Annotated in this window: 24 protein-coding genes and 1 pseudogene; 10 read left to right on the top strand and 15 right to left on the bottom strand. The window is 68.0% G+C overall.

Features of this window, described 5'->3' with window-relative positions; all coding sequences use genetic code 11:
* Positions 1–179: 179 nt before the first annotated feature.
* Both ACFXAE_RS07780 and ACFXAE_RS07775 read right to left on the bottom strand, forming a co-directional pair.
* Positions 180–827: a hypothetical protein gene (locus tag ACFXAE_RS07780; protein WP_384709623.1), complete on the bottom strand. Its 648-nt coding sequence runs from the start codon at positions 825–827 to the stop codon at positions 180–182.
* Positions 828–919: 92 nt separating this feature from the next.
* Entirely contained in the window at positions 920–1,252 is a 333-nt protein-coding gene (locus ACFXAE_RS07775) for a cupin domain-containing protein (protein ID WP_384709585.1), read from the bottom strand.
* Between the two features lie 128 nt (positions 1,253–1,380).
* Between ACFXAE_RS07775 and ACFXAE_RS07770 the strand changes: the two genes are divergently transcribed.
* Entirely contained in the window at positions 1,381–2,148 is a 768-nt protein-coding gene (locus ACFXAE_RS07770; protein WP_384709582.1) for a YqjF family protein, read from the top strand.
* A 16-nt stretch (positions 2,149–2,164) separates the two neighbouring features.
* Here the strand turns inward: ACFXAE_RS07770 and gdhA are convergent, their stop codons facing one another.
* Positions 2,165–3,523, bottom strand: coding sequence for an NADP-specific glutamate dehydrogenase (gdhA, locus tag ACFXAE_RS07765; protein ID WP_384709579.1), 1,359 nt, complete (start codon positions 3,521–3,523; stop codon positions 2,165–2,167).
* A gap of 352 nt (positions 3,524–3,875) precedes the next feature.
* On the opposite strand from gdhA, the gene ACFXAE_RS07760 reads away from it, so the two are divergent.
* Positions 3,876–4,496 carry a hypothetical protein gene (locus ACFXAE_RS07760; protein WP_384709577.1) on the top strand — a complete coding sequence of 207 codons (621 nt, stop codon included), beginning with the start codon at positions 3,876–3,878 and terminating at the stop codon, positions 4,494–4,496.
* Between the two features lie 61 nt (positions 4,497–4,557).
* Here ACFXAE_RS07760 and ACFXAE_RS07755 read toward each other — a convergent pair whose 3' ends face one another.
* Both ACFXAE_RS07755 and ACFXAE_RS07750 read right to left on the bottom strand, forming a co-directional pair.
* Positions 4,558–4,767 carry a DUF397 domain-containing protein gene (locus ACFXAE_RS07755; protein ID WP_384709574.1) on the bottom strand — a complete coding sequence of 70 codons (210 nt, stop codon included), beginning with the start codon at positions 4,765–4,767 and terminating at the stop codon, positions 4,558–4,560.
* Entirely contained in the window at positions 4,764–5,642 is an 879-nt protein-coding gene (locus ACFXAE_RS07750; RefSeq protein WP_384709571.1) for a helix-turn-helix domain-containing protein, read from the bottom strand. Before ACFXAE_RS07750 ends, ACFXAE_RS07755 begins: the two co-directional genes overlap by 4 nt.
* 563 nt (positions 5,643–6,205) lie before the next feature.
* Between ACFXAE_RS07750 and ACFXAE_RS07745 the strand changes: the two genes are divergently transcribed.
* From ACFXAE_RS07745 to ACFXAE_RS07720, 6 genes are all read left to right on the top strand, one after another.
* Entirely contained in the window at positions 6,206–6,631 is a 426-nt protein-coding gene (locus ACFXAE_RS07745) for a hypothetical protein (RefSeq protein WP_384709569.1), read from the top strand.
* Positions 6,631–7,089, top strand: a complete 459-nt coding sequence (locus ACFXAE_RS07740) for a hypothetical protein (protein WP_384709566.1) — start codon at positions 6,631–6,633, stop codon at positions 7,087–7,089. The genes ACFXAE_RS07745 and ACFXAE_RS07740 overlap by 1 nt, the downstream gene beginning before the upstream one ends.
* A 180-nt stretch (positions 7,090–7,269) precedes the next feature.
* Complete coding sequence (locus ACFXAE_RS07735; RefSeq protein WP_384709620.1) at positions 7,270–7,722, top strand: ATP-binding protein; 453 nt, start codon at positions 7,270–7,272, stop codon at positions 7,720–7,722.
* Positions 7,723–7,965: 243 nt separating this feature from the next.
* The gene (locus tag ACFXAE_RS07730; protein WP_384709563.1) at positions 7,966–8,844 is read left to right on the top strand and encodes a helix-turn-helix domain-containing protein; all 879 of its coding nucleotides are present in this window, start codon (positions 7,966–7,968) and stop codon (positions 8,842–8,844) included.
* A 46-nt stretch (positions 8,845–8,890) separates the two neighbouring features.
* Complete coding sequence (locus tag ACFXAE_RS07725) at positions 8,891–9,475, top strand: DUF6932 family protein (RefSeq protein WP_384709560.1); 585 nt, start codon at positions 8,891–8,893, stop codon at positions 9,473–9,475.
* Positions 9,472–10,404, top strand: a complete 933-nt coding sequence (locus ACFXAE_RS07720) for a hypothetical protein (RefSeq protein WP_384709557.1) — start codon at positions 9,472–9,474, stop codon at positions 10,402–10,404. The genes ACFXAE_RS07725 and ACFXAE_RS07720 overlap by 4 nt, the downstream gene beginning before the upstream one ends.
* Before the next feature lie 5 nt (positions 10,405–10,409).
* Here ACFXAE_RS07720 and ACFXAE_RS07715 read toward each other — a convergent pair whose 3' ends face one another.
* The gene (locus ACFXAE_RS07715; protein ID WP_384709554.1) at positions 10,410–10,700 is read right to left on the bottom strand and encodes a hypothetical protein; all 291 of its coding nucleotides are present in this window, start codon (positions 10,698–10,700) and stop codon (positions 10,410–10,412) included.
* A gap of 113 nt (positions 10,701–10,813) precedes the next feature.
* Positions 10,814–11,356, bottom strand: a complete 543-nt coding sequence (locus ACFXAE_RS07710; RefSeq protein ID WP_384709551.1) for a DUF4365 domain-containing protein — start codon at positions 11,354–11,356, stop codon at positions 10,814–10,816.
* A 477-nt stretch (positions 11,357–11,833) separates the two neighbouring features.
* Between ACFXAE_RS07710 and ACFXAE_RS07705 the strand changes: the two genes are divergently transcribed.
* Positions 11,834–12,634 carry an SAM-dependent methyltransferase gene (locus ACFXAE_RS07705; RefSeq protein WP_384709617.1) on the top strand — a complete coding sequence of 267 codons (801 nt, stop codon included), beginning with the start codon at positions 11,834–11,836 and terminating at the stop codon, positions 12,632–12,634.
* Between the two features lie 64 nt (positions 12,635–12,698).
* Here the strand turns inward: ACFXAE_RS07705 and ACFXAE_RS07700 are convergent, their stop codons facing one another.
* Positions 12,699–13,871: an endo-1,4-beta-xylanase gene (locus ACFXAE_RS07700; protein ID WP_384709548.1), complete on the bottom strand. Its 1,173-nt coding sequence runs from the start codon at positions 13,869–13,871 to the stop codon at positions 12,699–12,701.
* A gap of 214 nt (positions 13,872–14,085) precedes the next feature.
* Between ACFXAE_RS07700 and ACFXAE_RS07695 the strand changes: the two are divergent.
* Positions 14,086–14,235, top strand: a pseudogene (locus ACFXAE_RS07695) (LysR family transcriptional regulator); the annotation flags it as partial.
* Positions 14,236–14,603: 368 nt separating this feature from the next.
* On the opposite strand, the gene ACFXAE_RS07690 reads toward ACFXAE_RS07695, so the two are convergent.
* The 7 genes from ACFXAE_RS07690 to ACFXAE_RS07660 form a co-directional block, all read right to left on the bottom strand.
* Positions 14,604–15,512 (bottom strand): hypothetical protein, encoded by a 909-nt coding sequence (locus ACFXAE_RS07690; protein ID WP_384709545.1) that lies wholly within the window; start codon positions 15,510–15,512, stop codon positions 14,604–14,606.
* A 180-nt stretch (positions 15,513–15,692) separates the two neighbouring features.
* Positions 15,693–16,886, bottom strand: coding sequence for an elongation factor Tu (gene tuf / locus ACFXAE_RS07685; RefSeq protein WP_062706810.1), 1,194 nt, complete (start codon positions 16,884–16,886; stop codon positions 15,693–15,695).
* Between the two features lie 168 nt (positions 16,887–17,054).
* Entirely contained in the window at positions 17,055–19,181 is a 2,127-nt protein-coding gene (gene fusA, locus ACFXAE_RS07680; protein ID WP_384709542.1) for an elongation factor G, read from the bottom strand.
* 39 nt (positions 19,182–19,220) lie between these two features.
* Positions 19,221–19,691 carry a 30S ribosomal protein S7 gene (gene rpsG, locus ACFXAE_RS07675; protein WP_003992340.1) on the bottom strand — a complete coding sequence of 157 codons (471 nt, stop codon included), beginning with the start codon at positions 19,689–19,691 and terminating at the stop codon, positions 19,221–19,223.
* Between the two features lie 2 nt (positions 19,692–19,693).
* A complete protein-coding gene (gene rpsL / locus ACFXAE_RS07670; RefSeq protein WP_003948652.1) occupies positions 19,694–20,065 on the bottom strand; it encodes a 30S ribosomal protein S12 in 372 nt (123 codons plus the stop codon).
* Positions 20,066–20,343: 278 nt separating this feature from the next.
* Positions 20,344–20,904, bottom strand: coding sequence for a DUF1707 and DUF4190 domain-containing protein (locus ACFXAE_RS07665; protein WP_384709539.1), 561 nt, complete (start codon positions 20,902–20,904; stop codon positions 20,344–20,346).
* A gap of 149 nt (positions 20,905–21,053) precedes the next feature.
* The gene (locus tag ACFXAE_RS07660; protein WP_384709536.1) at positions 21,054–24,959 is read right to left on the bottom strand and encodes a DNA-directed RNA polymerase subunit beta'; all 3,906 of its coding nucleotides are present in this window, start codon (positions 24,957–24,959) and stop codon (positions 21,054–21,056) included.
* Between the last annotated feature and the right edge of the window lie 162 nt (positions 24,960–25,121).

Raw genomic sequence — 25,121 nt, 5'->3', positions numbered from 1 at the left:
TCGATTCCCAGCAACCCCTCGCCGGTCTCCCAGTCCCACGCGGATTCCACAGAGTCCCGCTCACCTTCCCTTGTCGTGCGGACTCGGTTCCGTCGCGATGATGTACCGCACCCGGGCAGGTGTCCGGCCGGTGACGAACGATCACGTCAGCCCCCGTCCCGGAAGCGCGCCCGGCCCGCTCACTCCGCGAACCGGAACGTCGACGTGATCGCGTCGAAGATGTCGAAGAAGGAGTCCGCGAGGTCCAGGACCTGGCTGCTGCCGGCGACCAGGGCGACCTTGCCCTCCTGGCCGGGCACGGGGATGAAGGTCTGCATCAGTACGGCGCGGATGGTCCGGTTGAGTTCGTCGCCGGGGACGGGGATGTCCTCGATGCCGTACGTCCGCGCGGCCGGGCCGACGCCGGGGATGTCGACGGTGGTGACCTTGCGCCAGGAGTCGCCCGCCTTCTTCGCCTCCTTGACGGCGAGCTGGGCGGCGATGGCGGCCGGGTCGGTGGGGAGCGGGTCGCCCTTGCTCGTACGGCCGCCGGCCAGGGACACCGTCACCGAGCCGGTGATCGGGGTGTCACCGCCGAAGCTCTCCGCCATGCAGCCGCAGTACAGCGCACCGGACTTCCAGGCGTCCGCGGCGGCCTTCCGCAGGAAGGAGACGTACGTGTCCCGGTGCGGGGCCAGTTCCGGGTGCGCGCGCAGGCGTTCGTTCACCATCCGGTGGATCGAGTCGTCCCGCGACTCCGGCCGCACGTCGAACTCCCACCACGACTCCGGCACCTTGATCCGGAAACCGCCCCGTTCGACGGTCAGCGCCTCCATGTAGCGGGCCATGGCGTCGGTGTCCCCTTCAGTCGATGACTCGATCATCCGTTCCGTCATCGTCCCACTGGGCGACACCGCCTCGTTCGACCGGGCGGCTTTCCTCAGCCCGTCCTGGCGACCGTGAGCAGTACCGCCGCGTCCTCCAGGGCCTCCAGGCCGTGTCGGGCGGGAGGGATGACGATCAGATCGCCCGTACGGCCTTCCCACTCCGTGTCGCCGCTGGTGAGGCGGACACGGCCGCGCAGGACCAGCAGGGTGGCCTCGCCGGGGTTCTCGTGTTCGGCGAGGGCGGTGCCTGCGGTCAGGGCGAGGAGGGTCTGGCGCAGGGTGTGCTCGTGGCCGCCGTGGACGGTGGTGGCGCTGCGGCCGTTGGAGGCGGCGGCGGCGCGTTCCAGGTGTTCGCGGGCGAGGGCGTCGAGGGAGAGCTTCTGCATGGCTTCGAGCTTTCCCCAGGGGTCTCGCGGTCGCCAGGGCCATGTGGGGTACATCGTGGTGCCGTGGTGTCCGCCACGTTCGCCCGTCGTGCCGTACCGCTGTCGGTGCCCTCCGCGATACTGGCGCGGTGCCGCCGACACCACCGCCCCCGCAGCCCATCACGCCCGACCCGCCGGAGGCGATCGCGCGTCCGCTGCTCACCCAGTCGTGGCTCGACCTGACCTTCGTGCACTGGGCGGTGGACCCGGCCGACGTGGCCCCTCTGCTGCCGCCGGGCACCGTGCCCGACACCCTGGACGGTGTCACGTACGTCGGCCTCGTCGCGTTCCGGATGCACCGGGTGGGGTGGCTGCGCCTGCCGGGCGTCCCCTATCTCGGGAACTTCCCGGAGACCAACGTCCGCCTGTACTCGGTGGACGCGCACGGGCGACGCGGGGTGGTCTTCCTCTCCCTGGACGCCTCCCGCCTGATCCCGGTGGCGGTCGGCCGCCTCGGGTTCCGGATGCCGTACCTCTGGTCCCGGATGCGCGTGGAGCATCTCGACGGCGGCACGGTGACGTACACCGCTTCCCGGCGCTGGCCCGGACCGCGGGGCGCCGGCGGACGCATCACCGTACGCAGGGGCGAGCTGATCGAGGAGCCGACCGAGCTGGAGCACTTCCTCACCGCCCGCTGGGGCATGCACGGCGCCTTCTTCGGGCGGTCGATGTACCTGCCCAACGCGCATCCGCGCTGGCCGCTGCACCGGGCCGAGCTGGTGGAGTGCGAGGAGGACCTGATCACCGCGGCCGGACTGCCGGAGCCGGCCGGGGAGCCGGTGAGCGTGCTGTACTCACCGGGTGTCCCCGCCCGCTTCGGACGCCCGGCCCGCCCGGCCGGCATCCCCACTCCGTGACGCCTCGGGGTGTGCGTCAGATGACGCCCTGCGCGAGCATCGCGTCCGCCACCCGCTCGAAGCCGGCGATGTTCGCGCCGGTCACGTAGTCGCCGGGGGCGCCGTAGCGTTCGGCGGTCTCCGCGCAGGTGGTGTGGATGTCGGTCATGATGCGGGCCAGCTCGTCCTCGACCTGCTCGGCCTTCCACGACGTGCGCGACGCGTTCTGCGTCATCTCCAGCGCGCTGACCGCGACCCCGCCGGCGTTGGCCGCCTTGCCTGGGCCGAAGGCGACGCCGGCCCGCTGGAACAGCTGCACGGCCTCCGGTGTGGTCGGCATGTTCGCGCCCTCGGAGACCGCCTTCACGCCGTTGCGGATGAGGGCGTCGGCGTCGACGGCGTTCAGTTCGTTCTGGGTCGCCGACGGCAGGGCGACGTCGGCCGGAACCTCCCAGACCCGCCCGCCGGGCACGAACCGCGCGGAGGCGCCCCGGCGCTCGGCGTAGTCGCTCACCCGGCCGCGCTCGACCTCCTTGATCTGGCGCAGCAACTCCAGGTCGATGCCCTTCTCGTCGACGACGTAACCGCCGGAGTCGGAGCAGGTCAACGGGTTGGCGCCGAGGGCGGCCAGCTTCTGGATGGTGTAGATCGCCACGTTGCCGGAGCCGGAGACGACCGCCGTCTGCCCCTCCAGGTCCTCGCCGCGGGCGCGCAGCATGGCCTCCGCGAACAGCACGTTGCCGTACCCGGTCGCCTCCGGACGGATCAGCGAACCGCCCCAGCCGGCGCTCTTGCCGGTGAGGACGCCACCCTCCCAGCGGTTGGTGATCCGCCGGTACTGGCCGAACAGGTAGCCGATCTCACGGGCGCCGACGCCGATGTCGCCGGCCGGGATGTCGGTGTACTCACCGATGTGCCGGTACAGCTCGGTCATGAAGGACTGGCAGAAGCGCATGACCTCCGCGTCGCTGCGGCCCTGCGGGTCGAAGTCGCTGCCGCCCTTGCCGCCGCCGATGCCGAGGCCGGTCAGGGCGTTCTTGAAGATCTGCTCGAAGCCGAGGAACTTGATGATTCCGAGGTTCACGGAGGGGTGGAAGCGCAGACCGCCCTTGTAGGGGCCGAGAGCGCTGTTGTATTCGATCCGGAAGCCCCGGTTGACGTGGACCCGGCCCTGGTCGTCCTGCCACGGCACGCGGAACATGATCTGTCGCTCCGGCTCGACCAGCCGTGCGACGAGCCCCGGCTCGGCGTACTCGGGGCGTGCCGTGAGCACCGGGGCGAGGGTCTCCAGCACCTCCCGTGCGGCCTGGTGGAACTCGGGCTCCGCCGGGTTGCGGCGCTCGATCTCGGCGCGGAGCAGGTCGAGCGAGGTCTTGGGGTCGGGTCGTGTGGCCACGGAGTCCCTTTCTGGCGCGGCTGACACCGGTACGTATACCGGTGATGGGCGCTCGGCGCCGTTGCCGCGCGCAGGACAGCGGCCGCCCCGGTTGTATACGACAGGTCGGCCAACCCTCCCAGTGTTACTCCTGTGTTAACTCGATACCAAGAGCCGGGCCGGATTGTCCGCTATCTGGACAGGGCGTGCGGAGTCCGGATGGCCGGTGGGTTTTGATCCGTCTCTTGGCATACCCACACACATCCTCCACACCGCCCCTTAGGCTTTCGTGGCGGTGTGGGCAGGCACCGTACGGGGCGTCGCCGATCCGGCGGAACGGGAGAACAGGGGCATCATGACGGGTGGGGCAGCTGTGCGGCCGGTAACAGACGACACTGACGACACGGCGGCCGACGGCGGTCCCGACCTCGCCCGCCCCGCCGACGGCGCGGCGCCCGTCGCTCCCGGCCAGCTGGTGACCGTACGCAATCGCCCCTGGGTCGTCACCGAGGTGACCCGTTCCGCCCTGACCACCGACGATCCCGCCCGCAGCGCCGGGGCCAGCGCACCGCACCTCGTCTCCCTGACGTCCGTCGAGGACGACGCCCGGGACGAGGAACTGCGGGTGGTGTGGGAGCTGGAGCAGGCGACGAGCGTCCACGACCAGTACGAACTGCCGTCACCGGCCGCCGGGTTCGACGAGCCGGGCCGTCTGGACGCCTTCCTGGACGCCGTGCGCTGGGGCGCCATCGCCTCGGCCGACAAGACGGCGTTGCAGGCACCGTTCCGCTCCGGCGTGGAGATCCAGGACTACCAGCTGGACCCGGTGGTGCGCGCCCTGTCCATGCCCCGGACGAACCTGCTGATCGCGGACGACGTCGGCCTCGGCAAGACCGTCGAGGCCGGTCTGGTCATGCAGGAACTGATGCTGCGGCACCGGGCCCGTTCCATGCCCGACGACGGGCTATTCCCCAAGCCCGACGCGTTGTTCTGAGGAATCCGCCAACACTCCCGCTCCTGTCGATCATCAGGAGCGGGAGCGTGCCGCTGGTGCGTCAGCGCTCCGACGCGTACGTCACGAAGTTCGCCCACGCACCCGGCGTGAGTGCGAGCCGAGACCCTGCCACGTCCTTGGAGTCGCGGACGTGGACGGCGCAGGGCGCTACGGCGACCTCGACGCATGAGTCGCCGTCGGGGCCACTGCTGTAGCTGCTCTTGAACCACTTCAGCTCGGAGGTGTCTTCGACAGAGGCCTTGCGTGTCATGTCTCTCCAAGCACTTGCTCGATGAAGGCGAGCGACTCCTCGGGCGGGAGCGCCTGAGCTCGGATGGTGCCATACCGCAACTCAAGAATGCGGAGCTGCTTCGGATCCGAGGTGGGGCGACCGTTGTACGCACCGTCGGATCGCCCCACAGCCGTTCCGTCGGCGAACTTCAGGATCTCGATCCTTCCGCTCAGTCCGGGATGGGCCTTGCTACTCGTCGGCATCACTTGGAGGGTGACGTTGCGCAACCGCCCCACCTCCAGCAGATGTTCGAGTTGCTGACGACACACCATTGTGCTCCCAACCCGGCGTCGCAGAGCCGCCTCCTCCTCGACAAAGCTGAGCGCGGGCGCAGGTGACCGCTCGAAGATGGTCTTCCGAGCCATGCGCGCTGCCAACACTCGCTCCAGGTCCTCCTCCGAGTAGGCGGGCTGCCACACCTCGAACAGCGCTCGTGCATGCTCCGGAGTCTGCAACAGGCCGTTGATGCTGATGCTTTCGTACACACCAATCTCGGCCGCTTGCGCCTCCAACTTGGCCAGCTCCCGCACCTTCTTCGGATACCGAACCCTCTTCACGTCCTCCCAAGCCGCCGAGAGCAGTCCACCCGCCCCCAACACCTCGTCGGCCCTGTCCAGATACTCCCGTTGAGGGATCCGCTTCCCGCCCTCGACCTTGTAGACAAGGTCCTCGCCGTACCCGATCGCCGCCCCGAACTGGCCGGCCCGCATCCCCGCCGCCTCGCGCCGCAGCTTCAACTGCCGCCCCACCGTGGTGATGACAGCGACGCCCCACTCGTCGTCCGGGTCCACCTCCCACCCCGGTTCGTCCGCCTCACCCTTGAGCCGTACCGCATCACCGTCCACCGCCGTCATGCCGCACCCCTCCGTCGTCCCGCGCCGTACCGCGGCGCCCTACCCGTACCAACCACCCCGACAGTCCGGACAGCACCGGACAACCAGCGGACAGTCACCACGCGCAGGGAGATCCGCCACCACTCACGCCAGATCGCGACAGGACCACCAGCGAGAGAAAAGCATAATTCATACTTTTAAGCACCATGCCCCATCGGACACTCACGACCGACCCCTCCCAAGCCGTCGAAATCCCAAAGGGACAGCACCTTCAGACTGCTTCAAAATTGAATTTAATTGCCGCCTCCGAGCCAGGGAAAATGGGACATCGGCGCCCCTTTCGCGAAAGCTCAAAAGAAACTCAAATGATAACGAGTGAATAACGGGGCGGACAGATACCCCCGATTCGGACCAAAGAGTGATCTGATCATGATCGATAAGCCGGGTGAGTTGACCAGCCCCCGGCGCATGAAAGTCCTACTTGGGGAAAAATGAAGCGCGCTGCATTCTCAGTCGTTGCCATATGCGCCATTACTGTCGCGACTCCGGGAGTCGCCTTCGCGGATTCTCCGGAACCCGCACCGTTGGGTGTCTGCGACGGGGGATGGAAGACCGACATCTACGCCCAGTCGAAGAAGCACCTGGGCAAGGGACCGATCTACAAGGACGGCCCCGGGGGGACCATGGTTCTGACGCGGGCGAAGGCTGGATCCGTGGCGACCAAGATCACGGTCGGCGGAGGGGTGTCCGTCAGCGGCATCGTGGCCGAGGCGAAGGCCGAGGTGAGCCGCGAGTCGGCGAAGGAAGTGTCCTGGGATACACAGCACCAGTACCGGCGCGACATAAGCCGCAACAAGTACGGCAACGCACAGTTCTGCTCATGGGGTCACCACGTCAAGTGGCAGAAGTACTACCAGCTGCCCAACTGCAAGAAGACCCAGATCTCGTACGGGGAGGCCGACGTCGCCAACAAGACCGTCGGGTTCAAGTACTGGGAAACGAGTTCCTGATGCGATCCAGTCGTGCCACCTTCGCCACGGCAGCCGTCCTGTGCGGGTTGCTGACCTCCTGCACGGGCGAGGACGGCTCGAACAAGCCCGACGTTCCGAAACCGTCCCAGTCGACCGTCGCCCCACCTCCTCAGGAACCGCTGACCGCCCCCGAGGTGGACGCCGGATACAAGGAAATCCTCTCCGAAGGCCCCCATCGCGGCGTCCAGCAATTCGGCACGATAGAACTGCCGAAGGGAGAATCCTGGATCAAGGTGAACTGCATTTCGCGTTCGAAGCCGGTTGATCTCGAAATCTCCCTCGAAGGCATCGGAGGGTTCTCCCTGGGGTGTTCCGGTGTGGAGGCGGAGAAGAACGCGAACCAGATGAATCTGAATTCGGCGCGCAAGCTCCACTTCACCGTGGTGACGGAGGAGTCCGTTCGCTGGTACGTCAGCATCCAAGTCCCCAAGCAGTGAGCACGGGCAGCGGAGCCGGCTTCTCCATCCGCTGAACGGCAGCCGGACAGAGGGCTCGGTACAGACACCGAGCCCTCTTCGCTCCCCCGCGCCGACAACGCCGACAACCTCGGACACATCACCGACAGTCACAGCACGCGCCTCCACAATCACGTACGGCGACGGATGTGAGCCATCACTCTGAATGCCGTGCATCAGGAAACCGCCGGCATCACGGCTCAACCGACCAGCCACTTCCCCCACTTCAGCGTGCTGCTGTCCGCCACCCCACGCAGCGCCCGCCTCGCCCGTCTCCTCGCGGACGCCCAACTCCGCGACTGGGGATACGACTCGGACGCCGCACGCCATGTCGTGGCCGAACTGGCGGCCAACGCCGTCACCCACGGTCGCGTTCCGGGCCGGGACTTCCGTCTTGAGTTCTACGTGGTGGACCACACACTCCGTATCGAGGTCACCGACACGCGGGGCGAACGCCTGCCCGAACTCCGACCGTCCTCCCCCGACACCGAATCGGGCCGCGGCCTGCTGCTCGTGGACGCGCTCGCGGACCGCTGGGGCGTGACCGAGGCCCGCTTCCCCCGCAAGACCGTCTGGGCCGAACTACGGCTTACGTCGCCGGAACCCGGGATCTGAAGCTCCGGTGCCGTCGGCGCCTTCCCAAGCAAGAACTCGGGGAGAAAAAACCCCACCAAGCCCCACCCTTTCCCGCCCGAGGCGTCCCGTCACTCGGGCGGGTGAACATCACCGGCTCAGCTGGATTTTCGAGCCCCCGGCACCCCTACGCTCAGCGCACACAACCGAAAAAACTTCGGCCCCCGCCGGGACGGCAATCCCAGTGCGAGGGCCTGACCACCAAGGAAGCTAGAGACCTTCCCGATGGATACCCAAAACCCTAGCGCGCCCCCGCGCGCCCAGTCAGCCCCCGCCGGCAATCCGACCCGATCGCGTCACCACACCGGCGGCGTCATCCACGAGAACACCCGCCACACCACCCGCTTCGTGGTGATCGGCAACCACCTCACCCAGCACCCCGAGCTGTCCCTGCTCGCCATCGGCCTCGGCTGCCACATCCAGTCGCTGCCCACCGGCACACCCGTGGACATCAAGAGCCTCGCCGCCCGCTTCAAAGAAGGCACCAAACGCATCGCCGACGCCCTGCGCGAACTGGAGACCCACGGCTACCTCCGCCGCGAACGCGTCCGCACCCCCACCGGCCGCATCATCACCCGCACCACCTCCTGCAACCAGCCCGGCCCCCGACGCGAGACGGCTGCCACCGACTGCCCCGCCCCGCCACCCCGGCCGACGCGGGAACGCACCACCCAGCCCCGCCCCCGCAAAGCCCTCCCCGCCGTCCCCCAGCCCGGCTACGCCGCCCCGGCCCTCCTCCAGCAGGCCACCGACCTCCTCACCGGCCTGCGCCGCCGCGACCCCCGCCTGCTGCTCTCCGCCACGGACACCGCCCACCTGGCCCCCGGAGTCGCCGCCTGGCTCGAACGCGAGGTCACCCCCACCGCCGTACGCCACGCCCTCACCACCGACCTCCCCGACGAACCCCTGCACCGCCCCGCCGCCCTCCTCGCCCACCGCCTCACCGCACAACTCCCGGCCCCGCCCCCGTACCGCGCACCGGCCGGACCACCACCGACCCGCCACCCGCTGCGCAACTGCGACGGCTGCGACCACGCCTTCCGCGCCCCCGAAACCGAAACCCACTGCCGCGACTGCCGTACAACAGATCCAGGCCGCCCCTAACCTCGAACACGCACGCTTCCGCGCCCACCGCTGCCCCAGGACTCACGTGCTGCCTTCCTTCACCGCCTCCGGGTTCCTCCCCCAGGGCCGCTACTCGGTTTCCTTCCAAGCGGCGCAGTCCTTGCTGGTCGGTGCTCCGGAGTTCAGGGACTCCAGCACCCGCTGGGATCTATGGGACGGACTGCACGGCTATCTCAACCGCTTCCTCACTCTGGAGGAGGCCTACCGGGACGATCTCGACGGCCTCCCCCTCATCCACAGGCTGTGGCTCGGCGGCAGCTTCGTCAGTACGAAACTCGATCCTCGCAACATCGACGCCACCCTCCTGATCGACATCCGGGCCGAGCGGGCGGTACGCGGCAGGCCGGGCTCGAAATGGCTGACCGACGCGTTCAAGAGCCGCGACAGCATCAAGCGGAAGTACGGGGTCTCGCCGGTCAGAGTCGGCTACCAGCCGGTCGGCCACGTCTTCCGGCCTGAGCACATGACCTCCGAGGAACGGACATACTTCATGCAAAGAGGGGTGTGGGACGACTGGTGGCAGCGCTGCCGGCTGCCCGGCCAGGCGGATCGCTCCCCGTCCGAGACCAGTGCCGTTCCGGCACGTGGATACCTGGAGGTGCGACTGTGACTACCGGCGACAGCTGGCGCGAACACTGGCGCGCCCTCCGCGAGGACGATCCGAACGCCGACCGGAACGCTCGTCGGCTGCTGGAGGAGATGGGAACGGAGGATCGCAACGACGACGAGATCGAGGCCGATCACCGGGCGAGCCGACTCGCCGCAGTACGGGAGTACGAGCCGAACGCGCACCTCGACGAGGAGTTGCGGCTTCGGCTCACCGGGCCGGACACCGAAGGCGGCGCCCTGCGCTTCCAGTGGGGTGACGCTCTCCTCGATCCCGTGGAGAAAGCCGTCTCCGCCGCGGCGGGAACCCCGGTCCAGCTGGAGCTCACCGGCCTCTCTGCGGGCAGCACCGTGATCCACGCCCGCCCCGTCGCCGCGGCGTACGGGCCTGACGAGCCGGTCCTGGACGCTCCCGCCACCTCCGCCACCAACACCGGCATGCAGACCTTCACCAGGCTCCTGGACGCGCTGGAGTCCGAGGAAGACGTCCGCGAGTGGTCCCGACTCTTCGACTCCGTGGACACCGTGGCCCGCGCGCTGGACAAGTACGCCCTGGAACTGAACGTGACCTGGTACGACGCGGACGGCGGCGTGCGCAGCGCCCGACTCGGCGAACGCGGCCGGCGGTACGTCGACCGTCTCCGCGAGACCCGGTCCCGCGACCAGGAGATGACCATTTCCGGCCGCATCACGGAACTGCGGGAGAGCGGCTGGGTCAAGGTGAAAACGGGCACGGCGAAGAACGCTCCCGCCTACGACGTCCACTTCGAGGAACCCGAAACCCTGCTCCGCATGCGTCCCGGCCTCGGGGACAACATCCACTTCCGGGTCCGGTTCAGGCAGCGCCTGGACGCCGTCGGCATCGCGCGGGCCACCGAGTACACGTACCTGGGACCGGCTGCGGAGCAGGTGCCGCTGCCGCTGGATCCCTGACCCCCTCACTCCTGCCGCACCGCGAAAGCGGTGACTGCCCGCATCCGCAGGCCGGTGCCATGTGGTTCCAGGTCTCCTCGCAACACCACCTCCAGGCGGTGGCGCCAGGCATCGGTGGTCCGGTCCACGTGCTCCGGGTTCAACTGCACCCTCACCCGGCGCGGCCGACGCGACTCGACCACGGCGAGGGTCTCCAGGATGTCGGCGATCCGGCCCGGATAGTCCCGGCGCCGCTCCGCCGGCACGAGGACCTCGTACGGCGCGTCGGGCTCGGTCTCGACGTACCGATCCCACAACTCGGCTCCGAATAAAGCGCGTTCCGCTCACCAGCCCTTGCCGCTCAGATAGCGTCGGAGGGTTTCCGGGGCCAGGGTCTGGGCCTCCTCGAACTCTGCGTCCGTGATCACGTTCACGACACCCCCACCATGGCCCGGAAGCTCGGGGAGAACAGGTCGTGCAGTGTGTCGGCGGTCAGCAGATTGCCCCGCGGGACGTGGACCCTGCGTGTGCCCGTGCCGCCCGCGACGGGATTCTGGTCGTGCAGACACGCCCAGTGGGCGGCATTGCGCAGCAGCAGTCGTTCCGGCGTCGCGTCGGACCACGAGAAGGGGTCGGCCGGTGCCAGGACGACAAAGAGGAAGCGCGGGATGTCGTAGTCGCTGCCGGCCAGTTCGTTGTAGTACCGCGTCTTGAGGTCGAAGGCGATGTGATCGTCGTGCAGTTCCGGAGAGGAGGTGCACTTCACCTGTGCCTCGATGACCGGGTATCGGCGCCTGCCCGACCGGCGGGGGTGGCCCAGTTGCCAGTCCACGCCGACCCGGTCGCGCTGGGCCGCGTCGATGTTCGCCGCCACGGCCAGCATGCGGATGAACTGCTCACCGAAGTGGCCTCGGTGACTGTTGTCGCCGAACCCCGGGGAGAACTCCTCCCACTCGTCAGCACGCAGCGGCACTCCGTAGGACCCTTTCGGTACCTGATGTGGGATCCCGCCGGTTCTGCTGTCCGTCATCAGCCCCCCCCCGCGTGCCCTCCGCGTCCCTTACCGCCCGACGGCCGTACGCGCCTCGTACCCTCCGGCAAGCGGAGAGTAACGAGCGTCACATTCGCCTGGTGCGGTTCGAAGATGGAGGCCGGCCGCGACATCGGCGTCGACACCACCCTGCGGCGCACCTTCATCACCCAACATCGAGGTGGGCGTGGTCCTCCGTGATCCGGCGGTGGTGGAACCCCTGGTCGATCACTTCCGTTGGCTCATCAGCCCCGGGGGCGGGGTGATGCGCCGTGCCCGGTAGGTGTCCCCGGACCACAGGGCGACGGGTGCCCTGCGCATCGTGCCGGGCAAGGCCCGGTTATCGTGGCGATCACGATTGAGGAAGGTCAACTTCCTTGCGGGACAAGGGGAATCGACGTGGATCAGCAAGACTCCGCTATGGGCACTCCGGTACGGATCGACACCGGCAAGCCGCATCCCGCGCGGATGTACGACTGGTTCCTCGGCGGCAAGGACAACTACCCGGTGGACGAGGAGCTGGGCAGGCAGCTCGTGGCGTTCGCGCCGCCCATCCCTGTCATGGCGCGGATGAACCGGGCGTTCATGCACCGTGCCACCCGCTGGGTGGCCGGCCAGGGCGTGCGCCAGTTCCTCGACATCGGGACCGGTATCCCGACGGAGCCGAACCTGCACCAGGTGGCTCAGGGGGTCGCCGCCGACGCACGGGTCGTGTACTGCGACAACGACCCGATCGTCCTGGTCCACGCCGAGGCACTGCTGCGCGGCACTCCCGAGGGGGCCGTCGACTACGTGCAGGCGGACGCCCGTGACACCGCCGCCATCGTCGAACGCGCCCGGAAGACAGTGGACTTCGAGCGACCGGTCGCGCTCTCCCTGATCGCGCTGCTGCACTTCATCGGCGACGAGGACGGGGCGTACGAGCTGGTGGAGCGGCTCAAGGAGGCGCTGGCGCCGGGCAGTTACCTGGTCATGTCCCACCTCACCCCCGACTTCCACCCGGAGGAGGCCTCGCGGAAGGTGATCGACCTGTACCGGGCGGGCGGGCTCACCATGGACATGCGCAGCCGGGAGCGGTTCGCCCGCTTCTTCGAGGGACTTGAGGTCGTCGAACCCGGCATCGTGGCGGCCGAGGAGTGGCATCCGGAGCTCGGTGAGCCGGTTCCCGGCCAGGAGGGCATCCACAGCGGGGCGTACGTGGCGGTGGCCCGCAAGGCCTGAGCCCTCGCCTCGCGGAGCGAGACGGCGGGGCCGCCCCTGACCGGGGCGGCCCCGCCGGGCGTACTCAGTGCTTGTGGTGCTTGTGGTGCTTCTCGCAGTCGTCCTTCCGGGCCGCCTCCTTCAGCGTGTCCCGCAGGGCGTAGAAGGCGGGCTTGCGGGCGAAGTCGGCGGTCATGACGTTCGCGAAGCCCTCACCCTCGAAGAACACCGGCACCCACGAGTACTTGTCGGTGAAGCCCCAGATGGTGAACGAGTTGCAGCCGTCGACGGCCAGGCACGCCTCCAGGGTCCGCTGGTAGTAGTCGGCCTGCTTCCGCTCCTGCTCCTCGGTGGGCACGCCGCCCTCCGGGACGTCCATGCGGACGTCCAGCTCGGTGACGGCGGTCTCCAGGCCGAGCGCGTCGAACCGGCTCAGGTTGTCCTCCAGGTCGCCCGGGAAGCCGTACCGCGTGCTCAGGTGGCCCTGGACGGAGAAGCCGTGGACGGGGACGCCCTGTTCGAGCAGGTCCTGGACGAGGGCGTAGTAGGCGTCGCTCTTCGCGTTGACGCTCTCGACGTTGTAGTCGTTGAAGAACAGCTTCGCCTTCGGGTCGATCTCGTGGACCCACCGGAAGACGTCCGTGACGATGCCCGGACCCAGCTCGCGGATCCAGATGTTGTCCTGGGTGCGCAGGTTGCCCTGGTCGTCGAAGATCTCGTTGGCGACGTCCCACTGCTGGATCCTGCCGGCGTAGCGGCCGACGACGGTGGTGACGTGCTCACGCAGGATGGCGCGCAGCTCCTCCTTCGAGAAGTCGCCCTCCTCCAGCCACGCCGGGTTCTGGCTGTGCCACAGCAGGGTGTGGCCGCGTACGACCTGGTGGTTCCGCTTGGCGAACTCGACGATGGCGTCGGCCTGCGCGAAGTCGTAGCGGTCCCGCTCGGGGTGGATGTAGTCCCACTTCATCTGGTTCTCGGGGGAGACCGAGCTGAACTGGCGCCCCAGGATCTTCCGGTACTCCTTGTCGTGCGTGAAGGGGTCCGGGTAGTCCTGCTCCAGGTGGTGGCCACCGCCCGCCACGGCGGTGCCCACGACGAAGCCTTCGGGGGCGGCCTCGCGCAGCCGGTCGAACGTGGCGTGGGAGTGCGGCGCGGCCTCCTTGTCGGCCGACGGGTCCGCGGCGGCCGAGCCCGTCATGAGCGGCAGGGTCAGGGCGGCGGTGGCGAGGGCCACGGTGGCGAAACGAATGGATCTCATGCGGGGAGTCTCATTCCCGTCGTCGCTCGTTTTCGAAAGTTTCGAAAGCGAGCTCGAAACATTAGCGATGGGCGGACGCTAAGGTCTGGCCGAGCGGCGCGTCAATACCCGTGCACGTGTCGGTGTCCGTGCCGACGACCGGCCGGGGTGCAGGTCCGCACCAACCCCTTGCTCCCGCACCCGCCGCGCCACGCCGCAAGCTCTCCTCAAGGAGCTGGAGTTGCGCCATCTGAAGACGATCCGGGCGATTGCCGACGCCGACAGCCCGACCAGGGCGGCGACGGCGCTCGGGCTCGTGCAGCCCGCGCCGAGCGCACAGCTCAAGCGGATCGAACACGCCCTGGGCGGTGAGCTGTTCGGTCGAAACCCGAGGAGATCCCCCATGCCCCTCCGACACCGCCGCACCAGAGCCGTGGGCGCCGCCGTCGCCGCGACGGCCGCCCCCTGCTCGCGGCCGGGCTCAGCGGCTCCGCGAGCGCGGGAACAGCCGCTCCCTCACCCGCCGAGACCCTGCGCGCGGACGCCGCCCCGCCCTCCTCAGGGCCATGGGCCGCGGCTTCGGCCTGGACCGGCTGGGAGCCCTCGAACGTCCCGGCGCTGTGGCAGCGCGCCTGACCCACACCTGACCACCTCGACGGGGAACCGGGCCGGTCCCGGGCGCGCACCTGACCACGCGCCCGGGACCGGTCCTATGCCACACCCGTGGCGGACCCTGAGGTCCACCGAGCCGGTTCAGACCGACTCGCCGCCGAAGACCTCCGCCGTCGACGTCGCGGTGAGGGCCCTCTTGAGCCACCGGTCCAGTACGTCAGGGTCACCGCAACCGATGATTCGCTCCCGGTCCTCCTCGCCGACCTCGACACCCCGGTGACCCAGCAGAACCAGAACGGCCTTCGCCTGGCCCTTCGCCTGACCCTTCGCCTCACCCTCGGCCCGGCCCTCGGCCCGGAGCTGCTGGGCGGTCTGCGACTGGAAGAACGAGAGGTCGACGGCCATGAGATGCCTCCAGAGATCCGCGGCCTGCGTCGTGCCGAGGCCTTGTTCCATGAGTTCGATGAAGGTGCCTGCGGTGCTCTCGTCGTCGGCCGACAGGCCTTTCAGTGCCTTTGCCAGCGCATTCAGTATGGCATCGGCTTCCGGCTCGCAGCGGTGAAGAGCCGCCGACAGGATCGTGAGCGGGAAGTCACGAGCTGCTTCGGCGGGGCTGTCGATCACCGGCAGGTCGTCGGGCCCCAGGACCAGGGGCCGCAGGGTGAGCGAGGGCCACTGGCGCGGGCCGATGTCGAACTGCTGGGCTGCCCAGGCAGCCGTCTTCCGGTCCGGGCACACGACGAGGAGGACCGGCGGCACGCCGTACTTGGCGTACACATGGGAAAGGTAATAGGCCCAGCTGGCCGGCTTGTGCGGGCTGGGGTTGCTCTGCGACTCCACGGCCAGGACGAAACTGCCGTCCTCGGTGTCCATACGCAGCAACGTGTCCACCCGCCGCTCCAGCGGCCGGGTCTCCGTGAGGTCGGTGGAGAGCTCCGAGGCGGACACGGGTGGGGGGAAGGCGACGCCGAGATTCCTGGCGACGCGGGCGAAGAGGCCCGGTTCCTGCTGGAAGATCCGGTGCAGGGCCTCATGGGATGAGCTGACCATGAGGCGAACCTATGGGTGGCCCGGCATGTGCCATGCGCAAATGCACCACCGTTCCCGCGATCGGGTGACCGTTACCGCGGCGGAGTTGACGCCCGCACGAGCGAAAGGGCCCGCACGACCGAAGTCGTGCGGGCCCTCTCAGGTGCTCGCGGCAGGAGCTACCAGGTCAGATCAGCAAGCTCACTTGTTGATCTTGGTGACCTGGCCGGCGCCCACGGTCCGGCCACCCTCACGGATGGCGAACTTCAGGCCCTCCTCCATGGCGACGGGCTGGATGAGCTCCACCTTCATCTCGGTGTTGTCACCCGGCATGACCATCTCGGTGCCCTCGGGGAGGGTCACGACGCCGGTCACGTCCGTCGTACGGAAGTAGAACTGCGGGCGGTAGTTGTTGAAGAAGGGGGTGTGACGGCCACCCTCGTCCTTCGACAGGATGTAGGCCTGGGCCTCGAACTCGGTGTGCGGGGTGACCGAACCGGGCTTGATGATGACCTGGCCGCGCTCGACGTCCTCGCGCTTGATGCCACGGAGGAGCAGACCGACGTTCTCACCGGCCTGGCCCTCGTCGAGCAGCTTGCGGAACATCTCGATGCCGGTGACCGTGGTGGTGGTCTTCTCCTGCTTGATGCCCACGATGTCAACGGTCTCGTTGACCTTGAGGACACCACGCTCGATACGGCCGGTGACGACCGTACCGCGACCGGTGATCGTGAAGACGTCCTCGATCGGCATGAGGAACGGCTTGTCGACGTCACGCTCGGGCTGCGGGATGTTCTCGTCCACGGCCTTCATCAGGTCGAGAACGGTCTGGCCCCACTCCTTGTCGCCCTCGAGGGCCTTGAGCGCCGAGACCTTGACGACCGGCAGGTCGTCGCCCGGGAACTCGTACTCGGAGAGCAGCTCACGGACCTCGAGCTCGACGAGCTCCAGGATCTCCTCGTCGTCCACCATGTCGGCCTTGTTCAGGGCGACGACGATGTAGGGGACGCCGACCTGGCGGGCCAGGAGCACGTGCTCCTTGGTCTGCGGCATCGGGCCGTCGGTGGCGGCGACCACGAGGATGGCGCCGTCCATCTGCGCCGCACCCGTGATCATGTTCTTGATGTAGTCCGCGTGACCGGGGCAGTCGACGTGGGCGTAGTGACGCGTCTCGGTCTGGTACTCGACGTGCGCGATGGAGATGGTGATACCGCGCTGGCGCTCCTCGGGAGCCTTGTCGATCTGGTCGAAGGCCGAGGCCTCGTTCAGGTCCGGGTACGCGTCGTGCAGCACCTTGGTAATGGCGGCCGTGAGGGTCGTCTTACCGTGGTCGATGTGACCGATGGTGCCGATGTTGACGTGCGGCTTAGTCCGCTCGAACTTCGCCTTCGCCACGGGGGTCCTCCTGAGAGTGGTTCTGGTACGCCTTACTCATCGGCGCCAGGTGATCTTTGCTGGGAAACCCGGACCCGGGACATTCCGCCGAGGTGACGGCGGAATGTCCCCTGCAGGCTCCGGGGTCAAGCCTAAAGCGTGTGCACGTGGTCCGTTAAACGGAGCCCGTCACTCGCCCTTGGCCTTCGCGATGATCTCCTCGGCGACGTTCCGCGGAACCTCGGCGTAGGAGTCGAACTGCATGGAGTAGCTGGCACGGCCGGACGTCTTGCTGCGCAGGTCGCCGACGTAGCCGAACATCTCCGAGAGGGGCACGAGACCCTTCACGACGCGGGCACCGGCCCGCTCCTCCATGGCCTGGATCTGGCCACGGCGGGAGTTGATGTCGCCGATGACCTCACCCATGTAGTCCTCGGGCGTGGTGACCTCGACGGCCATCATCGGCTCCAGGAGCACGGGCGAAGCCTTGCGCGCGGCCTCCTTGAAGGCCTGCGAACCGGCGATCTTGAACGCGAGCTCGGAGGAGTCGACCTCGTGGTAGCCACCGTCGATGAGCGTGACGCGGACGCCCGTCATCTCGTAGCCGGCCAGGATGCCGAACTGCATGGCCTCCTGGGCGCCGGCGTCCACCGAAGGGATGTACTCCTTCGGGATGCGGCCACCGGTCACCTTGTTCACGAACTCGTACGAGGCGTCGCCGCCCTCGATCGGCTCGATCGCGATCTGCACCTTGGCGAACTGACCGGTACCACCGGTCTGCTTCTTGTGGGTGTAGTCCACGCGCTCGACGGCCTTGCGGATCGTCTCACGGTAGGCGACCTGGGGCTTGCCGACGTTGGCCTCGACCTTGAACTCACGGCGCATACGGTCGACCAGCACCTCGAGGTGCAGCTCGCCCATACCACCGATGATGGTCTGGCCCGTCTCCTCGTCCGAGTGGACCTGGAAGGACGGGTCCTCCTCGGCCAGGCGCTGGATCGCGACGCCCAGCTTCTCCTGGTCGCCCTTCGACTTGGGCTCGATGGCGACCTGGATGACCGGCGCCGGGAAGTCCATGGACTCCAGGATCACCGGGTTCTTGTCGTCGGACAGCGTCTCACCGGTGGTGGTCTGCTTCAGGCCCATGACGGCGACGATGTCACCGGCGCCCACCGAGTCGATCTCCTCACGCTTGTTGGCGTGCATGCGGTAGATCTTGCCGATGCGCTCCTTCTTGCCCTTGACGGAGTTCAGCACGGCGGTGCCGGACTCCAGGCGGCCCGAGTAGACCCGGACGAAGGTGAGCTTGCCGAGGTGCGGGTCGCTCATGATCTTGAACGCGAGCGCGGCCAGCGGCTCGTCCTCGGACGGCTTGCGCCGGACGACGACCTCGGCGTCCTTGACGTCGTGGCCCTCGATGGCCTCGACGTCGAGCGGGGTCGGCAGGTAGCGCACGACCGCGTCGAGCAGGGGCTGGACGCCCTTGTTCTTGAACGCGGTGCCGCAGAACACCGGGGTGACGGTGGTCTCGCTGGACTTGCCGGAGGCGATGGTGATGCGACGGATCGCGGCGTACAGCTGCTCCTCGGTGGGCTCCTGGCCCTCCAGGTACAGCTCCATGATCTCTTCGTCGTTCTCCGCGACGGCCTCGACCAGCTTGCCGCGCCACTCCTCGGCGGCCTCGGTGTGCGTGGCCGGGATGTCGACGATGTCGTACATCTCGCCCTTGGCGGCCTCGGCGGACCACACGAGCGCCTTCATGCGGACCAGGTCCACGACGCCCTTGAAGTCGGCCTCGGCACCGATCGGGAGCTGCATGACGAGCGGCTGGGCGCCCAGACGGTCCGAGATCATCTCCACGCAGCGGTGGAACTCGGCGCCGGTACGGTCCAGCTTGTTGACGAAGCAGATGCGCGGGACGCCGTAACGGTCGGCCTGACGCCACACCGTCTCGGACTGCGGCTCTACACCGGCGACACCGTCGAACACGGTCACGGCACCGTCGAGCACGCGCAGGGAGCGCTCCACCTCGACGGTGAAGTCGACGTGCCCCGGGGTGTCGATGATGTTGATCGTGTAGTCGTTGTCCTCGAGCGGCCAGTGGCAGGTGGTGGCAGCGGACGTGATCGTGATGCCACGCTCCTGCTCCTGCTCCATCCAGTCCATGGTGGCGGCGCCGTCGTGGACCTCACCGATCTTGTACGACACACCGGTGTAGAACAGGATCCGCTCGGTGGTGGTCGTCTTGCCCGCGTCGATGTGGGCCATGATCCCGATGTTGCGGACCTTGGCCAGGTCAAGTGAAGTGGTAGCCATAAGGCTTCAGTCTTCTCTCGGTCTCGATGTGGGTAGCGACTACCAGCGGTAGTGCGCGAAGGCCTTGTTGGACTCGGCCATCTTGTGCGTGTCCTCGCGCTTCTTCACAGCGGCACCGAGGCCGTTGGAGGCGTCGAGAAGCTCGTTGAGCAGACGCTCGGTCATGGTCTTCTCGCGACGGGCGCGGGAGTAACCGACCAGCCAGCGCAGCGCGAGCGTGTTGGCACGACCGGGCTTGACCTCGATCGGAACCTGGTACGTCGCACCACCGACACGGCGGGACTTGACCTCGAGGGTCGGCTTGATGTTCTCCAGCGCGCGCTTCAGCGTGATGATCGGGTCGTTGCCCGTCTTCTCACGCAGACCCTCCATGGCGCCGTAGACGATGCGCTCGGCGGTGGAGCGCTTGCCGTTGAGCAGCACCTTGTTGATCAGGGAGGTCACCAGAGGAGAACCGTAGACCGGGTCGATGATGACCGGGCGCTTCGGGGCGGGGCCCTTACGAGGCATTCTTACTTCTCCTTCTTGGCGCCGTAGCGGCTGCGGGCCTGCTTGCGGTTCTTCACACCCTGGGTGTCAAGCGAACCGCGGATGATCTTGTAGCGAACACCCGGCAGGTCCTTCACACGGCCGCCGCGCACGAGCACGATGGAGTGCTCCTGCAGGTTGTGCCCCTCACCCGGAATGTAAGCGGTGACCTCGATCCCGCTGGTCAGACGCACACGCGCGACCTTACGCAGGGCCGAGTTCGGCTTCTTCGGGGTGGTCGTGAACACACGCGTGCAGACGCCACGACGCTGGGGCGAACCCTCGAGTGCGGGCGTCTTGTTCTTCTCGACCTTGTCCTGCCGGCCCTTGCGGACCAGCTGCTGGATCGTAGGCACTACTTCTCCGGTTTCTGTGTGCCGAATGGTGAAGCTAACCTGGAACGTCACCGACCCACGCGGTCGGGTGTGTCGAATCCCGCGAACTTCCGCCGCACGACGGAAAGAACGTGTGGATCACGGTGGCCGTTCAGCGGCCCCCGGTGCGGTGTGATGGCACGCACGGAGGCCAGGGCACACCCCAGGCACAAGGTCTGAGCGTACCTATCGCATTCGCTGCGGTCAAAACAAATGGGGCCGACCCGCGCCGCCGCACGGAACACGCCGTTCCTCGATTGTCAACCGGAGGCCAGCGCGAGCGCGAACGACAGGAACATCAGGACCGCCCACGCCCCGTTCGCCAGCCAGCCGAGCGCCAGACCGGTCAGTGCCAGCCCGTCGCCCTCCTCCCCCGTGCGCCTGATCTCGGCCCGCGCCGCGTGCCCCAGGATCACCGCCGGAATGCCGGTGATCCCGAAGGTGACCAGGCAGAGTCCGCCGCAGACGGCGGAGGCGACCGCCTTGCCGTTCACTCGCGCCCGGGGCGCCGGCAGGAACACCGCCGGCACCGCGCGCGCGGCGTGCGGCACCGGCCCCTGCGGCAGGTCGGCCACCAGCAGCGCCAGCTCCCCCACCGTACGGGCGGCGTACGCCCGCGCGACCCTCCGGTCGAACTCGGACTTCTCCAGCCGCCCCTCCCCGTACCCGGCTCTGAGGACGTCCACGGCCCGCTCGCGGTCGGCGTGCGAGGCGAGCATCGACGGGGCGGCCTGACCGCCCCACGGCTGCCCGCCCCACGGCTGCGGCACCCCGTGCCCCTGCTGCCAGGGCTGCCCCTGCGGATACGGCGAGTACGACACCGAGCACCATCTCCCCCATACCGGGTCCCTCCATGATGCGCCCGGGCGGCCGTTCCGGCACGGGTTCGGCGGCATGTGACCGGCGTACGACGCCGAGGGGCGGTCACCCCGTACGGAGTGACCGCCCCTCAGTGCTTCAGACGTACGCCTTACTGGTTGTACGGACCGTAGTCGTAGTCCTCCAGCGGAACGGCCTGGCCGGAGCCCGTGCCGAACGGCGAGTAGTCGATGTCGTCGTAGCCGACGGCCGAGTACATCGCGGCCTTGGCCTCCTCGGTCGGCTCGACCCGGATGTTGCGGTAGCGGGACAGACCCGTACCGGCCGGGATGAGCTTACCGATGATGACGTTCTCCTTGAGGCCGATGAGGCTGTCGGACTTGGCGTTGATCGCCGCGTCCGTCAGCACCCGGGTCGTCTCCTGGAAGGAGGCGGCCGACAGCCAGGACTCCGTCGCCAGCGAGGCCTTGGTGATACCCATCAGCTGCGGACGACCGGAGGCCGGGTGACCGCCCTCCTGGACCACACGACGGTTCTCGGTCTCGAACTTGGAGCGCTCGACCAGCTCACCGGGCAGCAGCTCGGCGTCGCCGGACTCGATGATCGTCACACGGCGCAGCATCTGCCGGATGATGATCTCGATGTGCTTGTCGTGGATCGACACACCCTGCGAGTTGTAGACCTTCTGGACCTCGCCGACCAGGTGGACCTGGACGGCACGCTGACCCAGGATGCGCAGCACGTCGTGCGGGTTGGTGGCACCCACGGTGAGCTGCTGGCCCACCTCGACGTGCTGGCCCTCGGAGACCAGGACCTTGGCACGCTTCGAGATCGGGAACGCCGTCTCGTCGCTGCCGTCGTCCGGGGTGACGACGAGCTTCTTGGTCTTCTCGGTCTCCTCGATCCGCACGCGGCCGGAGGCCTCGGAGATCGGGGCGACGCCCTTCGGCGTACGGGCCTCGAAGAGCTCGACGACACGGGGCAGACCCTGGGTGATGTCGTCACCGGCCACACCACCGGTGTGGAAGGTACGCATCGTCAGCTGGGTACCGGGCTCACCGATGGACTGGGCGGCGATGATGCCGACCGCCTCACCGATGTCGACCAGCTTGCCGGTGGCCAGCGAACGGCCGTAGCACATCGCGCAGGTGCCGACGGCGGACTCGCAGGTCAGGACCGAGCGGGTCTTGACCTCCTCGACGCCGCGGGAGACGAGCTCCTCGATGAGGACGTCGCCCAGGTCGGTGCCGGCCGGGGCCAGCACCTGCCCGTCGACGACGATGTCCTCGGCGAGGCAGCGCGCGTACACGGACGTCTCGACGTCGCCCTCCTTGCGGAGCACGCCCTCCGCGTCCCGGCTCGCGATCTTGAGGCGCAGACCGCGGTCGGTGCCGCAGTCCTCCTCGCGGATGATGACGTCCTGGGAGACGTCGACCAGACGACGGGTGAGGTAACCCGAGTCGGCGGTACGCAGAGCGGTGTCCGCCAGACCCTTACGGGCACCGTGCGTGGAGATGAAGTACTCCAGCACGGACAGGCCCTCACGGAACGACGCCTTGATCGGACGCGGGATCGTCTCGTTCTTCGCGTTCGACACCAGACCACGCATACCGGCGATCTGACGCATCTGCATCATGTTGCCTCGTGCGCCCGAGTTCACCATCATGAAGATCGGGTTGGTCTTCGGGAAGTTCTCGTTCATCGCCTCGGCGACCTCGTTGGTCGCCTTGGTCCAGATGTTGATGAGCTCCTGCGTGCGCTCGTCCTTGGTGATCAGACCGCGCTCGTACTGCTTCTGGACCTTCTCGTCCTGCGCCTCGTAGCCCTTGACGATCTCCTTCTTCGCCTCGGGAACGACGACGTCGGAGATGGCCACGGTGACGCCGGAACGGGTGGCCCAGAAGAAGCCGGACGCCTTCAGGTTGTCGAGCGTCGCCGCCACGATGACCTTCGGGTAGCGCTCGGCGAGGTCGTTGACGATCTCGGAGAGCTGCTTCTTGCCGACCTCGTAGTCGACGAACGGGTAGTCCTCGGGCAGCAGCTCGTTGAAGAGCGCACGGCCCAGGGTGGTGTTCAGCCGGAAGGGGTCACCCTGCTGCCACACGGAGCCGGACTCGGCGTCCTCGTCCGCCGGCGGGGTCCAGCCGCGCGGCGGGATGGTGCCGACCGGGAAGCGGACGTCGATCCTCGACTGGAGCGACAGCTCGCCCGCGTCGAAGGCCATGATCGCCTCCGCGACCGAGGCGAAGAAACGGCCCTCGCCCTTGAGGTCGCGCATCTCACCGTCGGTGGTGAGGAAGAACAGACCGAGGACCATGTCCTGGGTCGGCATCGTCACCGGACGGCCGTCGGCCGGCTTGAGGATGTTGTTCGAGGACAGCATCAGGATGCGGGCCTCGGCCTGCGCCTCCGCGGACAGCGGAAGGTGCACGGCCATCTGGTCACCGTCGAAGTCCGCGTTGAACGCGGTGCAGACGAGCGGGTGGATCTGGATGGCCTTGCCCTCGACCAGCTGCGGCTCGAAGGCCTGGATGCCGAGGCGGTGCAGCGTGGGCGCACGGTTCAGCAGAACCGGGTGCTCCGCGATGACCTCTTCGAGGACGTCGTACACGACCGTGCGGCCGCGCTCGACCATGCGCTTGGCCGACTTGATGTTCTGCGCGTGGTTCAGGTCGACCAGGCGCTTCATCACGAACGGCTTGAAGAGCTCCAGCGCCATGGCCTTCGGCAGACCGCACTGGTGCAGCTTCAGCTGCGGACCGACGACGATCACGGAACGCGCCGAGTAGTCGACCCGCTTGCCGAGCAGGTTCTGACGGAAGCGGCCCTGCTTGCCCTTGAGCATGTCGGACAGCGACTTCAGCGGACGGTTGCCGGGGCCCGTCACCGGGCGGCCACGACGGCCGTTGTCGAAGAGCGCGTCCACGGCCTCCTGGAGCATGCGCTTCTCGTTGTTCACGATGATCTCGGGCGCGCCGAGGTCGAGAAGCCGCTTCAGGCGGTTGTTGCGGTTGATGACACGGCGGTACAGGTCGTTCAGGTCGGAGGTCGCGAAGCGGCCACCGTCCAGCTGCACCATCGGACGCAGGTCCGGCGGGATGACCGGCACGCAGTCGAGCACCATGCCCTTGGGGCTGTTGGACGTCTGCAGGAACGCGGAGACGACCTTCAGCCGCTTGAGAGCACGGGTCTTCTTCTGGCCCTTGCCGGTGCGGATGATCTCGCGGAGACGCTCGGCCTCCTCCTCGAGGTCGAAGGACTCCAGGCGCTTCTGCAGCGCCGCGGCACCCATCGAGCCGTCGAAGTACGTGCCGAAGCGGTCGCGCAGCTCGCGGTAGAGCAGCTCGTCGCCCTCGAGGTCCTGGACCTTGAGGTTCTTGAACCGGGTCCACACCTCGTCGAGACGGTCGATCTCGCGCTGCGCGCGGTCGCGCAGCTGCTTCATCTCACGCTCGGCGCCCTCGCGCACCTTGCGGCGCACGTCGGCCTTGGCGCCCTCGGCCTCCAGCTCGGCCAGGTCGGTCTCGAGCTTCTTGGCGCGGGCCTCGAGGTCGGCGTCGCGGCGGTTCTCGACCTGCTGGCGCTCGACGGAGACGTGGGCCTCCAGCGAGGGCAGGTCGCGGGTGCGGCGCTCCTCGTCGACGTACGTGATCATGTACGCCGCGAAGTAGATGACCTTCTCCAGGTCCTTCGGGGCGAGGTCGAGCAGGTAGCCCAGACGCGACGGAACGCCCTTGAAGTACCAGATGTGCGTGACGGGCGCGGCCAGTTCGATGTGGCCCATCCGCTCACGGCGCACCTTGGCGCGCGTGACCTCGACGCCACAGCGCTCACAGATGATGCCCTTGAAGCGGACGCGCTTGTACTTGCCGCAGTAGCACTCCCAGTCCCGGGTCGGACCGAAGATCTTCTCGCAGAAGAGTCCGTCCTTCTCGGGCTTGAGCGTGCGGTAGTTGATCGTCTCGGGCTTCTTGACCTCGCCGTGGCTCCACTGACGGATGTCGTCAGCGGTGGCCAGACCGATCCGGAGCTCGTCGAAGAAGTTGACGTCGAGCACTATGCGTCAATCCCTCTCAGGGTTGTAAGTCTTGGGGTCTGAAACGGGGGTCCTGGGGCGGGGGGGGGCCGGGGGGCGCGGCGCCCCCCCCCCCCCCCCCCCCAGATAGGGAAGGAAATAAAAAAAAGAAGCAGGCACCGAGGTATGTTGGGGTGGAGTATA

This window comes from Streptomyces sp. NPDC059454 (genome assembly GCF_042749965.1).
In the GTDB taxonomy this organism is placed as follows: Bacteria; Actinomycetota; Actinomycetes; order Streptomycetales; family Streptomycetaceae; genus Streptomyces.
Note: the sequence above shows the minus strand (reverse complement) of the source record. Positions and strands in the feature narration are given on the sequence as shown.